Genomic DNA, 13,070 nt, shown 5'->3' with positions numbered 1-13,070 from the left:
TTAAAGAAGCTTTCGAAGCTGGGGGTTGATTAAAACCCCCAGTGCACATCCACATTTTTCTTCTGCGCTTCTTCCAGCATTTTTAGCAAAGGGTAAGCACGCTGCTCCAAGCCAACATGGTTTTTCAGCGCAATTTTTTCTTCCGCCGTTAGCTCGTCTTCATCGATTGGATTTTCCGCTTTTGCCATGCGTTCCGCGTTCACCGCTGCCACCAATTGGGCATGCGCGTGGGCCAGGTCTTTCGGCTCAATTACGCCGCGTTCCCCAGCATCAATGCCCATGATGCGAAACATTTGTTCGGCATTGGATTTGAACATTACAATGTCGCCCGCCGCTTTTGACTTGAATTTAACAATACCCATTCTGTTCACACTCTGGTTATTACTGCTATTGGTCTGCATGAAGTGCCCCTACAATGGGGCACCTGCCTAATTTTCGCCTCAAAGCGCTTCATGAATTCAATCATTGCCCAAAGCCGCCTGTTTTTCATCGCCTTGTTTGCTTTTATCACGCTGGCGGCCTGTTCTCCGCAATACAACTGGCGTGTTGTTCCAAACACGGATGTGGGCTACATGGCCACTTTTCCCGACAAACCCGCACAAGTTACACGCACTCTGGAATTAATTGGGTTACAAGTTCCGTTGACGATGCATGCTGCGCAGGTCGAAGGCATGTACTTTGCCGTGGGCACTATGCCCCTGAAAGGCGAACTGCAGGTTCAAAGCGTTGCACTGCGCGATGCCCTGGCGCAGGCCGTGGCCAACAATATTTCAGCAGGTAAACCTGAACTGAAACCCATTCAGTGGCTTGGCAAGCCCGTTCAGGAAATGACCTTGAGCGGAACCCTGCCCAATGGCGACACGGCTTTTGCGCATGCTCGTTTTTTTGAACATCAAGGCACATTGTACGAGGTGTTGATGATGGGCCCAGGCCCACAGGGCAATCCCGATGAATTGACTTCCTGGTTTGGTGGCTTTTCCCTGCTGGGGCAGTAATGCGCTACAACCCCAATAATGTATCGCGTGAAACAGGACCCGATGGCGTTGAGCACATGTATGTGAACGGTGCTTTGGCCGTTCGCATGTTTGTTATTTTCGCGGCCGCGTACATCATGTCGTATGCCTTTCGCGCCATCAACGCCGTTATTGCGCAGCCCCTGGTCAATGAACTGGGTTTGTCGGCAGGGCAGTTGGGGTTTTTGGCGTCTGCCTACTTTTTGTCGTTCGCTTTGATGCAACTGCCCGTGGGCGTGATGCTTGACCGTTACGGCCCCCGCCGGGTTGAAGCAGTGCTGATTGGTTTCGCCGCACTGGGCGCTTTGTTGTTTGCTGTGGCCGATTCCTATGCAGTGTTGTGGTTGGCGCGGGCGCTGATTGGGGTAGGCGTGTCGGCGTGCTTGATGGCCGCAGTCAAAGCTTATTCTTTGTACTTCCGGCCCCATTTGCAGGCCAGTTTGTCGTCGTGGATGCTGGTGGCGGGTTCACTGGGTGCGCTTACGGTCACCACGCCGGTTGAGGCGGCACTGCCCGCCCTGGGTTGGCGCGGTGTGTTTGGATTGGCCGCAGTGCTGTGTGTGTTTGCGGGTTTGGCGCTTTGGTTTGCCTTGCCGGCTTTGTTCAAACCCCAGAAAACCGAATCTGTTGGGCTAATGGCGCAGGGCTACAAGGCCATTTATGCGCACCCCCACTTTTGGCGTGTTGCGCCGCTGGCCATGATTACGCAAGGTGGTTTCATGGCCTTCCATGGTTTGTGGGTCGGGCCATGGTTTACCAATGTCATTGGCTTAAGCAATGCGCAAGCAGCGCAGAACATGTTCTTGATTTCAGCAGTGCTCATGTTGGGTTACCTTACCCTGGGCTTTTTAACCAAACGCATTTCCAAAGCGGGTGGCGATGAAGACCAAATCATGATGATCGGCATGGGTTTGTCGCTGGTGGTGTTTGCTGTGCAAATTTTGCAAGGCGCAGGTTCCAGTGTATGGGGTTGGTTGATTCACGCCTTCCTGATTTCATCAGGCATCATGACCTACGCCACCTGCAACAAACCATTCCCAAAAAAGTTGACCGGTCGTTCAAGCACTGCTTTGAACTTGCTGATTTTCATTGGTGCTTTCAGCATTCAATGGGGCATTGGCCTGGGCATTGATGCTTTTGTGGCATTGGGCGTCAGCAACACCGATGCCATGCGGTGTTCGCTGGCAGTGCTATGGCTTATGCAGCTGTGCAGCTGGATTTGGTACGCCCGCCCGGGGCGCAAAGTCAGTCATTTGATTCCATTCAAGGGCTTGCGGTATTGAATGGCAGTGGCAATGTGCTTTTTCTGAATATGGGTTTCCTCTTCAAGGTCGGCCAGCGTGCGCGCCACCCTGCAAATGCGGTGCAGGGCGCGTGCCGATAAATGGTGTTTTTGTGCATAACTTAGCAACAGCTTTTCACCTGTGCTTTCTGATTTGCAGTGCATGGTAATTTGCCCTGCAGTCATTTCACCGTTCAGGCACCCCTGCCGAGCCATTTGAATTTTGCGCGCCTTGATTACCTGTGTCAGCAATTCAGCGCTGCCTGTGTTCGTCACACTGGTGTTACTAGTCTGCAGCAGCGAGGCATGGTCGACGGCTTGAACATCGACAGAAATGTCCAGTCGGTCGGCCAGGGGGCCCGATAACTTTCCTTGGTACTTTCGAACCTGGTCGGGTGTGCATCGGCATTCTTTCACCGGGTGCCCCAGCCAGCCGCAGGGGCATGGGTTGTGTGCGCATACCCACAAAAATCGGGCCGGGAAGCTGGCCTGGTGACCTGATCGGGAAATATTCACTCGCCCGGTTTCCAGCGGCTCGCGCAGCGACTCCAAACAGCGGCGATCAAACTCAAGCACTTCATCGGTGAACAAAATACCTTGGTGGGCCAAAGTAATTTCACCCGGTGATGGCGGGTTTCCCCCACCAATCAGTGCGGCCATTGAGCTGCTGGGGTGTGGGTTGCGAAACGGGCGGGCCGGGCTTAGCTGGTCGCTTTCGCCTTTCAGGCTGCGAATGGCTGAAATTTCCAATGAATCCTCAAAAGGTAGTGCGGGCAACAAACCGCCTGTGCGTTGGGCCAGCATGGACTTGCCACTGCCGGGTGGCCCCACCAGCCGGATGTGGTGTTGCCCGGCTGCCGCCGCCAGCAGGGCGTGTTTTGCAGTTTGGTGGCCAACCACTTCCGACATGTCGGGTGTTGCTTTGGGCGCGGTATCTGTGATGTTGTGTGTTTGCTGTGCAATGGGTTCGCCATGCCCCACCAGGTGTGCCGCTGCTTCAAACAAATTGTTCGCGCCAAACACGGCAATGTCGGGAACTGCTGCTGAAACGGCAGCTTGTGTCTTGGGCATCATCAGTTTCAAAGGGCGATGGCGTTGTGCGGCTTCCTTGCGTGCAGCCACGGCCAGTGCGAACGGGCTTCTAACCGAAGTAAGCGCGCCTGAAAGTGACAATTCCCCTGCAAACAGCCAGTCAGTCAAATCAGCCTTGGCCAATTGCCCAGAAGCACTGGCAATGCCCAGCGCAACTGCCAAGTCAAAAGCCGCGCTGCCCTTGGGCAGGTCGGCCGGCGCCAAATTTACAGTAATGCGCTGGGAAGGAAATTCAAATCCGCTGTTCAGTAGCGCAGACCTAACCCGTTCCTTGGATTCGCGAATTTCTGTATCTGGAAGGCCAACCAGCGCAAATGAAGGTAGGCCAGCGGACAAATGCACTTCAATTTGAACGGCGACGGGACGCACTCCCACGAAAGTGAGGCTGTGAAGTGTGGCTAGGGGCATGGGGGCGGGCAGGTTAATCAAACCTCGATGATTATCCCCACCCGGCTGCTCAGAGCAAACGAGTGCTCTGGTCTGTGTCACCCAGTGGGGTCAGGCGCGCTTTTCCAGTTCGGCCACGCGCAATTCCAGTGCATGCACCTTTTCGCGCAGTCGGTTCAACACTTCCCTCTGAATCTCGAAGTCCTCAAGGCTTACAAAATCCATGTCTTGCAAACCTTGTCGAATGAGCTGAGTAACAGGATTCTCAAGGTTTTGAAGGCCCTTCGCATTGAGCAGATCGCTCACTTTGGATGCGATTGCATCGAATGGAGTGTTTGCCAAAATTTCCCCCAATAGAGTGGTGTTGTACCGCACCAAAATAGTGCACTAAAATGGTGCGGTGTCAGAAAATTCAAAAAATCGAATCGTTATTGTGCCCGAAAAAGGGGGATTTATCGCGAATTTACCGACGAGTACCGAGCTGGCACGCTTCTCGCTAATAGACCCTTGCCAAAAAAACTTTACGGCATTCATCTATTTTTAGGAGAGTGAGATGAAAAAATTAGTACTGGTCGCTGCAATCGCCGCATCAACCTTCGGGGCTATTTCTACTGCACAAGCTGAAGTCACTACATCTGCAAACGTGGGCGTATATTCCGACTATCGTTTCCGTGGTGTTAGTCAAACCAATAACGATTTCGCCCTTCAGGGTGGATTCGATGTGGATTTCGGCAACGGCTTTTATGTTGGCAACTGGAACTCCAACGTTTCTTTCGGCGCCAACAGCCTGGAAATGGACTTCTACGGTGGCTACGCTGGTGAGTTCGCAAACGGCATCGCCTACGATGCTGGCCTTTTGTACTACTACTACCCCAACACACCCAACAACACGGGCTTGACCGACGCGGACACTTTGGAAGCTTATGGTTCACTGGGCTTTGGTGGTCTGACCGCATCATTGAATGTGTCTTTGACTGATGACTACTTTGCGCTGCAATCAATTACCAATGGTGTGCAACAAGGCGCAAACTCCGACCTGGCTGGTTCAACTTACTTCAAGCTGGCTTACGAGTACCCAATCTCTGAGGCCTTGGCTTTTGGCGTGTCTTATGGCATCACGAACTACGCTGATGACATCGTTGCAATCGACGGCGTGACTGCTCTGGATTCATATCAGGATTACTCAATTGGTCTGACCTACACTGCTGGTAAGTTCACCTACGGCGCGGCTTTTGTTGGAACGGATGACGACGGCGAAATGGTTCTGGGTAAAGACCAGGGCGAAGCCGACCTGATCCTGTCCATCAGCACATCGTTCTAAATTTATTACAGACAGCGCTCTGAAGAGGGGCGCTGTTTTTACCCTCTTCAAACTTAATTCAGGAGTGCGTAATGAAGCTAATTTCAGCAGTCATTAAGCCTTTCAAACTCGATGAAGTCCGTGAAGCGCTGTCTGCCATCGGCGTGCAAGGCATTACGGTTACCGAAGTGAAAGGTTTTGGTCGCCAGAAAGGTCACACAGAGTTGTATCGTGGCGCCGAGTATGTAGTCGACTTTTTGCCCAAAGTGAAAATTGAAGCGGCAGTGGACGATAGCCTGGTTGATCAGGCCTGTGAAGCCATTGAAGGCGCAGCCAAGACCGGCAAGATCGGCGACGGCAAAATTTTCGTATTTGATTTGTTGAGTGTTACCCGTATTCGCACAGGCGAAACCGGTAAAGACGCCCTTTAACCAGAGAGAAGTGAGGAAATCATGAAAAAACTTCTGACTGTCTGGCTCGCGGCCGCTGCACTGGGTTTCAGTGTTGCAAGCCCGGGCGTGTTTGCACAAGAAACACCGATGGCGCCCGCCATTGAAGCCACTGAAACAGTGCCTGCTGCAGGTGATGCAACAGCCCCCGCAGTTGAACCTGCTGCTGAAGCGCCCATGGCCGCGGAAGCTGCACCGGTTGAAGAAGCCGCACCTGCTGTTGAACAAACAGTGGACAAAGGCGATACAACTTGGATGATGGTTGCCACCGCGCTTGTTATCTTCATGACCGTGCCTGGGCTGGCACTGTTCTACGGCGGCCTGGTCCGTTCTAAGAACATGTTGTCCGTGCTGATGCAGGTGTTCACCGTGTTCTGTCTGATCGTTGTGTTGTGGGCAATTTATGGCTACAGCCTGGCATTTGGCGGTGGTGACAATCCATTCGTGGGTAACTTCAGCAAGATCTTCTTGAGCGGTGTGACGCCAGACTCTCTGTCGGCCACGTTCACTGAAGGCGTGATGATCCCAGAATTCATTTTCATCGCATTCCAGTCCACATTCGCGGCGATTACATGTTGCCTGATCGTGGGTGCATTCGCTGAGCGCATCAAGTTCTCTGCTGTGCTGCTGTTCTGCGCAATCTGGTTCACATTCAGCTACATCCCAATTGCTCACATGGTGTGGGACGCTGCTGGTTTCATTTTTGCAGACGGCGCAATCGACTTCGCTGGCGGTACTGTTGTCCACATCAACGCTGCGGTAGCTGGCTTGGTGGGTGCATACATGATCGGCAAGCGTATTGGCTACGGTAAGGAAGCAATGCCCCCGCACAACCTGGCATTGACTATGGTGGGTGCATCCATGCTGTGGGTAGGCTGGTTCGGCTTCAACGCAGGTTCAAACCTGGAAGCCAACGGCGGTACAACCCTGGCGTTCATCAACACCATCTTGGCCACGGCTGCTGCCACCCTGAGCTGGTCTGCTGCTGAAGCACTGTTGAAGGGCAAGGCCTCCATGTTGGGTGCTGCGTCTGGTGCAGTGGCTGGTTTGGTTGCGATTACACCTGCCTGCGGTACGATTGGCCCGATGGGCGCCCTGATCTTGGGTCTGTTGGCTGGTCCAATCTGCCTGTGGGGCGTAAGCGGTCTGAAGAAAATGCTGGGCGCAGACGATTCACTGGACGTGTTCGGTTTGCACGGCGTGGCGGGTATCCTGGGCGCGATCATGGTAGGTGTGTTGTCTGCACCTAGCTTGGGCGGCACCATGGGCGACGACTTCGTGATCGGTTCGCAAGTTCTTGTTCAGTTGAAAGGTGTGGTCATCACCATCGTTTGGTCTGGCATCGTTGCTGCAATCGCCTTCAAGTTGGTTGACCTGATTGTTGGTCTACGTGTTTCCGAAGACGCAGAGCGCGAAGGTCTGGACATCACCTCTCACGGTGAAACAGCCTACAGCAAGTAAACACACTCTCCACTTAGGTGGAATCCTTCAGCCCGGGGTAAAGGGCTGATTCAAAGGCACCTTCGGGTGCCTTTTTTGATTTCTGAATTCATGCGAACTTTCATAGGCTTAAATGATACCTAAGTGCCCTGATTGCAATTTCTCCTGAGCAAGCTGTATGCCGCAAGCGATTAACTCAAATTTCCGTTCACCCGCCACTCCGAATGTGAATGAACCCAAGAAACGTGCGTGGTCGTGTGTCGTATTGAGCATTGGTGCTGCGCTTGCTGCAAGCTATGCAGGAATGCGTTCATCGCCCGTAAAGAACGCGCTTGATCCGCAAAGTGTTGAGGCGGGTTTTCTGCGCAATGGAACATTTGGTGCCCCTTTGGCGGATGGCCAGCGATTGGACGGGGTTGTGGTGTCGCGGGGAGACCGAGTCAGCAACGTGATCAATGATCCTTATTGCGAGGGTGCTGGCATTATTTTGTCTGATCAAGCCAAGAAAATATTTGATCAACATCGCGACAAACCAAAATACGCAGGCCCTGAAGGGCAGTTCAAGCTTGCCATTCTGGCCGCGAAAAAAACACGTGAAAAGTTCATGGCGCGCCCGGTTTACGGCACCCACGGACAAAACGACATTGCATCCATTCAAATGGCGAATTCCAACGCTGTAAAAGGTGGCTCGCCCCTATTGTCTTTAACACTGAACAATTACACAGCGGCCTATTTTGCTTTGGGTGGAGTAGACGACGACGGCATCCAGAAGCCCGTTAACCAAGACGGCAAAGTTTTTTTGGGCCAAGTCAACAACGCCTCAACGATTTACCCGGTGGTGGGCGGCAAAATAAAAGGCGTTGCCATTGGAAATGATCCCCGCCCGGTGACGGACAGAGGAATGACGCTTGCGCAAGGAATGAACATACCGTTTTCAGAAATGTTGATTGTGGGTGGCTATTATTTTCATGGCACCTTGCCTGTGCAAGATGCCTTCAGGCAACCACTGGAAACCCTTAGACAAATTCCAGATTTGTATGGCAGCTCACTTTCGTTTCAGATGCTCGATCCGATCAAGGGCAAACCGGAATTCTATCCATTTCACCATCACCTGCCGCGCATTTTAAAGGCGATACGTGAAGGGTAAATTGCTGAGTAAACATAGGCCGTCGTTGAATTCACCGGCGGTGACGGGTGGGGGGAAGGTTCAGGGAACCAAGTCTGCGATTTCCAAGCAGAGCTTGGTCTCTGAATCTTCCCCAATCCCCCTAACCCCCCAACACCCTCCGTAAATACCCACCCCCGCCTTCACGCCCGATTTCCCCTCCCCAATGTGGCAGTGCAGCGTTTTGGATTACACTTGGCGAAGTGTCTTACCCAGAGAATGTTGATGGTTCCACATCTAATTACAGCTTTAACTGGTCCTCTATTGGACCTTGAAAAACGAATGCTCGACAAAACCACCGAGATCGAGCGTTGGTTTCGCATGGCTTGGAACGAGAACATCCCCCCGTTTTATACCTCGGTCGATGTACGGAACGCGGGGTTCAAGCTGGCGCCTGTCGACACCAATCTGTTCCCCGGTGGCTTTAACAACCTGGCGCCCGACATGATGCCGCTGGCCATTCAGGCCGCCATGAGCGCAATTGAAAAAATCTGCCCCGAAGCGCGAAGCATGGTCTTGGTGCCGGAAAATCACACACGCAACACGTTTTATCTCAGCAATGTCGCCCGTTTGGCGGCCATTCTGAAGCAGACCGGCCTGGACATTCGCTTGGGCTCAGTGTCGCCAGAAATTACCGAACCCACCCGTTTCGATTTGCCCGATGGGCAGCACATTGTGCTGGAACCGTTGAAGCGATTCGGCAAGCGAGTGGGTGTTGAAGGGCTGGAACCTTGCGCAGTGTTGCTGAACAATGACTTGTCGGCGGGCGTACCGCCAATTTTGCAGGGCATTAAAGACCAAATCCTGCTGCCACCACTGCATGCCGGCTGGGCTACACGTCGAAAAAGTACGCACTTCAAAGCCTACGATTCTGTGGTGGAAGCCTTTTCTGAAATGCTGGAAATTGATCCCTGGCTAATCAATCCGTATTTCACACACCGCAATCAGCTGAATTTTCAGGAACGCGTGGGCGAGGAAGCCTTGGCGCAAGCAGTGGACGAGGTGCTGGTCAAAACCCGCATCAAATATGCCGAGTACGGCATAGACGAACAACCCTATGTGGTGGTGAAAGCCGATGCTGGTACCTATGGTATGGGCATCATGACGGTGAAAGATGCATCTGAAGTGGTGGGTTTGAACCGCAAGCAACGCAACAAGATGTCAGTGGTGAAGGAAGGCCTGCAAGTATCAGATGTCATTATTCAAGAGGGTGTGCACACTTTCGAAAGCATTGAAGACGCGGTGGCTGAACCGGTGGTCTACATGATTGACCGCTATGTGGTTGGCGGTTTTTACCGCGTACACACTGGCCGTGGCCGCGACGAAAACCTAAATGCGCCAGGTATGCACTTTGTACCCTTGGCGTTCGAGACACCCTGCAACACACCCGACTGCAGCGATCGCCCTGATGCCGCAGTGAACCGCTTCTATGCCTACGGCGTAATCGGTCGTTTGGCGGCGTTGGCTGCTTCCCAAGAACTTGAAGCCACAGCCAGTGTGGAATTGGCCGCATGAGTAGCCGCAACTTCATTTGCGTGGTCGACCCGCTGAGCAGCTTGAACCCGAAAAAAGATTCATCGATTGCGATGATGGAATCGGCCCAGTCGCGCGGCTGGAAAGTCGGCGTGATTGAAGATGGCACCATGCATTGGGCCAGCGGTGCAGGTGTTCATGCGCAGGTGGTGTGGATTTCAATTGATCGGGCCAACACCGCTTGGTACAGCGAAGTGGGGCGTGAGGAAGTGGCGTTGAAAGACCTGGACGCCATCATCATGCGCAAAGACCCACCTTTTGACGCGGAATTCGTCACAGCCACCTGGTTGCTGGAGCAAGCGGAGCGTGAAGGCGCGCGCGTGTTCAACAGCCCGCGTGCCATTCGCGATCACAACGAAAAATTCACCATTGCGCAGTTTGAACAGTTCGTGGTGCCCACTGTGGTGTCGCGCAATGCCGCGCAGCTTCGCAGTTTTCTGGACCATTACCCCGATGCCATTGCCAAACCGCTGGACGGCATGGGCGGCACTTCGATATTTCGCCTGAAGAAAGGCGACCAGAATGTGGGCGTTATTCTTGAAACATTGACCGACTACGGGCGGAAAACGGCAATGGTTCAACGTTACATTCCTGAAATTGTGGACGGCGACAAACGTGTGCTGTTGATCAACGGCGAACCGGTTCCATTTTGCCTGGCCCGCTTACCCAAAGAAGGCGAGCACCGCGGCAACCTGGCTGCAGGCGGCACAGGCCGGGCCCAACCCTTGAGCGAAAGCGATTGGCACATTGCCAGAACGCTTGGCCCGGAACTGAAAAGCCGGGGCCTGTTGTTGGTTGGGCTGGACATTATTGGAGAAAATTTGACCGAAGTGAATGTCACCAGCCCCACCTGTTTCCGTGAAATCATGGACCAAACCGGTTGCCCTGTGGCCGACCTGTTCGTTCAAGCCGTTGAAGCAGCATTGCAGGAGACCGCTTGATGTTGGGCCTGGTATTGGTAACCCACGCACCCTTGGGTGATGCAATTCGCCAATGCGTTCAGCATGTGATGGGCTCGATGCCCGAGGGCTTTGCGGTCGTTGACGTGCCCGCCAACGAAGAAATTGACCACACCGTGCAGCGCATTCAAAGCGCAGCACATGAAGTACAGGCAGGCACGGGTGTGGTGTTTTTAACCGATCTTTTCGGGGCAACCCCCTCGAATGCGGCAGTGCGTGCGGGTGTGGAATCGCTTAAGCTGCCATCCGTACTGGTGTCGGGTTGCAACCTACCCATGGTGCTTCGTGCGCTTGGGTTTCGTGACCTGCCCATCAATGAAGTGGCCGAACGTTTGGTCATGGGTGGCCGAAACGGCATTGTAAGTACCGGTGCCACTGCGCCTCAACGTCAAACCTTTAACCCGGCAAAAAACGATGATTCAGCAAGAAATCACCATCAGCAATAAACTGGGCTTGCACGCCCGCGCGTCTGTCAAACTGACTCAAACCGCAAGCCGGTTTCAGTCAGAAGTGTGGATTGCCAAAGGCGGCCGCCGCGTGAATGCGAAAAGTATCATGGGTGTCATGATGCTTGCTGCAGGCAAGGGCCATGAAGTGGTACTGGAAGCGGAAGGCAGCGATGAAGCAGAAGCCATTGCTGCCTTGGTTGCCCTGATCGACGACAAATTCGGCGAAGGCGAGTAAACCATGACTCTGGCCCTGCATGGCATTGCGGTATCCCGAGGCATTGCGGTTAGCCGTGCCCTGGTCTGGGACACCGCCATGCGGGACATTCCCCGCAATCGCATCGAGAAAAAATCGGTGCGCTTCGAGAAAAAACGATTCGACAACGCCATAAAGCGCGTGGCCGATGAACTGGTTGAAATTCGCAGCCAGATTGCCGCAGATTCCCCCGCTGAATTTGATGCCTTCCTGAATTTGCACAGCCTGATTCTTGCCGATCCAATTTTGTCGGAAGAACCGAAGAATCTGATTCAAAGCAAGTTGATCAACGCCGAATGGGCATTGATTGAGCAGATGGAAGTGCTGCTGGAACAATTCTCAGCCATTGAAGACGACTACTTCCGAGAGCGCAACAGCGATGTGCGGCAGGTTGTCGAGCGGGTTTTGAAATCGTTGCGTGGCCACGCAACCGCACTGCCATTGCCGCCAGAGGGTGAGAACGAAGACCCTTGGCTGATTGTTGCGCACGACATTTCCCCGGCCGACATGGTGCAGTTGAAAGGTCGCCGTGTTGGCGCATTCGTCACTGAGCTCGGTGGTGCCACTTCACACACTGCCATCGTGGCGCGCAGTTTGGGCATTCCAGCTGTGGTCGGCGTGCCGCGCGCGCTGGAGTTTGTGCACAACGGCGACCTGGTCGTGGTTGACGGCAAAATTGGCGCCGTGTTTCTGGACCCAGCGGCCATTGTGGTCGAGGAGTACCAGCGCAAGCAAGCCATATTGGCGCTTTCGCGCCAGCGGTTGAAGCGGCTGATTACCACCGAAGCACGCACCCAATGCGGACGGCGTGTGGAGTTAATGGCCAACATTGAATTGCCCGAAGACATCAAAGGCGTGGTCGATGCTGGCGCAGATGGCGTGGGTCTGTTTCGTTCCGAATTCCTGTTTATGAACCGCAAGGAATGGCCATCAGAGGACGAGCAGTTTGAGGCTTACCGCAAGGTGATCAAGGCCATGAAAGGCAAGCCGGTCACAGTGCGCACCCTTGATCTGGGTGCTGACAAAACACTGCAGTTTGACGGGGTGAACAGCAGTGCGCCACCGGTTTCAAGTACCTCGGCTCTTGGCTTACGTTCTATCCGCTTCAGCCTTTCCGAGCCCGCGATTTTTCTTACGCAGATTCGCGCTTTGCTGCGCGCAGCCAAGTACGGGCCAGTCAAGATATTGTTGCCGATGCTGACCAATATTCGGGAAACCAAACAAGCGCTGGCTTACATCGACATGGCACGCGAACAGTTGCAGGAACGCCGTTTTCAAGCCAACCAGGCCGTACCAATCGGCGGCATGATTGAAGTGCCCGCAGCCGCGCTTAGCCTGCCGCATTTTCTAAATTACCTGGATTTTGTGTCAATCGGCACGAATGACTTGATTCAATACACTTTGGCCGTTGATCGGGTGGATCATCAAGTCGCTCATCTTTACGACCCGTTGCACCCCGCCGTGCTGCGTTTGGTTCACGAAGTAATTACCAGTGCTGCAAAAGCCGATGTACCTGTCAGTGTGTGTGGTGAAATGGCGGGCGACATTCGCCTGACGCGTTTGTTGTTGGGAATGGGTTTGACTCAATATTCAATGCACCCCTCGCAGTTGCTGGATGTGAAAGAACTGCTTTTGAAAACTGATTTTGAAGCCATTCAAAAACAGGTCAAGAAAATAACCCGCACATTCGACATTGATAAAATTGACGCACTGATGCGAGAACTGCACAAAGACTAATGGCCTGTTTG

General features: G+C 53.5%; 14 protein-coding genes. 11 read left to right on the top strand and 3 right to left on the bottom strand.

Annotation, left to right across the window (positions count from 1 at the left end; genetic code table 11):
• Positions 1–29: 29 nt before the first annotated feature.
• Positions 30–401, bottom strand: a complete 372-nt coding sequence (locus NSP04_RS11110) for a DUF1840 domain-containing protein (RefSeq protein WP_257512420.1) — start codon at positions 399–401, stop codon at positions 30–32.
• A gap of 51 nt (positions 402–452) precedes the next feature.
• On the opposite strand from NSP04_RS11110, the gene NSP04_RS11105 reads away from it, so the two are divergent.
• Both NSP04_RS11105 and NSP04_RS11100 read left to right on the top strand, forming a co-directional pair.
• Complete coding sequence (locus NSP04_RS11105; protein WP_257512419.1) at positions 453–995, top strand: hypothetical protein; 543 nt, start codon at positions 453–455, stop codon at positions 993–995.
• Positions 995–2,296, top strand: a complete 1,302-nt coding sequence (locus NSP04_RS11100; RefSeq protein ID WP_257512418.1) for an MFS transporter — start codon at positions 995–997, stop codon at positions 2,294–2,296. The genes NSP04_RS11105 and NSP04_RS11100 overlap by 1 nt, the downstream gene beginning before the upstream one ends.
• Here the strand turns inward: NSP04_RS11100 and NSP04_RS11095 are convergent.
• Both NSP04_RS11095 and NSP04_RS11090 read right to left on the bottom strand, forming a co-directional pair.
• A complete protein-coding gene (locus NSP04_RS11095) occupies positions 2,263–3,795 on the bottom strand; it encodes a YifB family Mg chelatase-like AAA ATPase (RefSeq protein WP_257512417.1) in 1,533 nt (510 codons plus the stop codon). The genes NSP04_RS11100 and NSP04_RS11095 overlap by 34 nt on opposite strands.
• 90 nt (positions 3,796–3,885) lie before the next feature.
• Positions 3,886–4,116, bottom strand: a complete 231-nt coding sequence (locus tag NSP04_RS11090; RefSeq protein ID WP_257512416.1) for an accessory factor UbiK family protein — start codon at positions 4,114–4,116, stop codon at positions 3,886–3,888.
• Between the two features lie 211 nt (positions 4,117–4,327).
• Here NSP04_RS11090 and NSP04_RS11085 point away from each other — a divergent pair, with 211 nt between their 5' ends.
• The 9 genes from NSP04_RS11085 to ptsP all read left to right on the top strand — a co-directional run bounded on the left by NSP04_RS11085 (position 4,328) and on the right by ptsP (position 13,059).
• The gene (locus NSP04_RS11085; protein WP_257512415.1) at positions 4,328–5,095 is read left to right on the top strand and encodes a TorF family putative porin; all 768 of its coding nucleotides are present in this window, start codon (positions 4,328–4,330) and stop codon (positions 5,093–5,095) included.
• Between the two features lie 71 nt (positions 5,096–5,166).
• Positions 5,167–5,505, top strand: a complete 339-nt coding sequence (locus NSP04_RS11080) for a P-II family nitrogen regulator (protein ID WP_159569150.1) — start codon at positions 5,167–5,169, stop codon at positions 5,503–5,505.
• 21 nt (positions 5,506–5,526) lie between these two features.
• The gene (locus NSP04_RS11075) at positions 5,527–6,984 is read left to right on the top strand and encodes an ammonium transporter (protein WP_257512414.1); all 1,458 of its coding nucleotides are present in this window, start codon (positions 5,527–5,529) and stop codon (positions 6,982–6,984) included.
• Between the two features lie 157 nt (positions 6,985–7,141).
• Complete coding sequence (locus NSP04_RS11070) at positions 7,142–8,110, top strand: hypothetical protein (protein ID WP_257512413.1); 969 nt, start codon at positions 7,142–7,144, stop codon at positions 8,108–8,110.
• 243 nt (positions 8,111–8,353) lie between these two features.
• On the top strand, positions 8,354–9,643 hold the full coding sequence (gene gshA, locus NSP04_RS11065) for a glutamate--cysteine ligase (RefSeq protein ID WP_257512412.1): 1,290 nt from the start codon (positions 8,354–8,356) through the stop codon (positions 9,641–9,643).
• The gene (gshB, locus tag NSP04_RS11060; protein WP_257512411.1) at positions 9,640–10,602 is read left to right on the top strand and encodes a glutathione synthase; all 963 of its coding nucleotides are present in this window, start codon (positions 9,640–9,642) and stop codon (positions 10,600–10,602) included. Before gshA ends, gshB begins: the two co-directional genes overlap by 4 nt.
• Positions 10,602–11,066 (top strand): PTS sugar transporter subunit IIA, encoded by a 465-nt coding sequence (locus NSP04_RS11055; protein WP_257512410.1) that lies wholly within the window; start codon positions 10,602–10,604, stop codon positions 11,064–11,066. Before gshB ends, NSP04_RS11055 begins: the two co-directional genes overlap by 1 nt.
• Positions 11,035–11,304: an HPr family phosphocarrier protein gene (locus tag NSP04_RS11050; protein ID WP_257512409.1), complete on the top strand. Its 270-nt coding sequence runs from the start codon at positions 11,035–11,037 to the stop codon at positions 11,302–11,304. Before NSP04_RS11055 ends, NSP04_RS11050 begins: the two co-directional genes overlap by 32 nt.
• Positions 11,305–11,307: 3 nt before the next feature.
• A complete protein-coding gene (gene ptsP / locus NSP04_RS11045; protein WP_257512408.1) occupies positions 11,308–13,059 on the top strand; it encodes a phosphoenolpyruvate--protein phosphotransferase in 1,752 nt (583 codons plus the stop codon).
• Positions 13,060–13,070 lie beyond the last annotated feature (11 nt).

Source organism: Limnobacter parvus (genome assembly GCF_024623725.1).
In the GTDB taxonomy this organism is placed as follows: Bacteria; Pseudomonadota; Gammaproteobacteria; order Burkholderiales; family Burkholderiaceae_B; genus Limnobacter; species Limnobacter parvus.
This window is presented reverse-complemented; position numbering and strand designations above follow the sequence as displayed.

Bases quoted from the DNA above. Each gene is read 5' to 3' on its own strand.
- NSP04_RS11110 (WP_257512420.1), bottom strand. From the start codon at position 401: ATGCAGACCAATAGCAGTAATAACCAGAGTGTGAACAGAATGGGTATT.
- NSP04_RS11105 (WP_257512419.1), top strand. From the start codon at position 453: ATGAATTCAATCATTGCCCAAAGCCGCCTGTTTTTCATCGCCTTGTTT.
- NSP04_RS11100 (WP_257512418.1), top strand. From the start codon at position 995: ATGCGCTACAACCCCAATAATGTATCGCGTGAAACAGGACCCGATGGC.
- NSP04_RS11095 (WP_257512417.1), bottom strand. From the start codon at position 3,795: ATGCCCCTAGCCACACTTCACAGCCTCACTTTCGTGGGAGTGCGTCCC.
- NSP04_RS11085 (WP_257512415.1), top strand. From the start codon at position 4,328: ATGAAAAAATTAGTACTGGTCGCTGCAATCGCCGCATCAACCTTCGGG.
- NSP04_RS11080 (WP_159569150.1), top strand. From the start codon at position 5,167: ATGAAGCTAATTTCAGCAGTCATTAAGCCTTTCAAACTCGATGAAGTC.
- NSP04_RS11075 (WP_257512414.1), top strand. From the start codon at position 5,527: ATGAAAAAACTTCTGACTGTCTGGCTCGCGGCCGCTGCACTGGGTTTC.
- NSP04_RS11070 (WP_257512413.1), top strand. From the start codon at position 7,142: ATGCCGCAAGCGATTAACTCAAATTTCCGTTCACCCGCCACTCCGAAT.
- gshA (WP_257512412.1), top strand. From the start codon at position 8,354: ATGGTTCCACATCTAATTACAGCTTTAACTGGTCCTCTATTGGACCTT.
- gshB (WP_257512411.1), top strand. From the start codon at position 9,640: ATGAGTAGCCGCAACTTCATTTGCGTGGTCGACCCGCTGAGCAGCTTG.
- NSP04_RS11055 (WP_257512410.1), top strand. From the start codon at position 10,602: ATGTTGGGCCTGGTATTGGTAACCCACGCACCCTTGGGTGATGCAATT.
- NSP04_RS11050 (WP_257512409.1), top strand. From the start codon at position 11,035: ATGATTCAGCAAGAAATCACCATCAGCAATAAACTGGGCTTGCACGCC.
- ptsP (WP_257512408.1), top strand. From the start codon at position 11,308: ATGACTCTGGCCCTGCATGGCATTGCGGTATCCCGAGGCATTGCGGTT.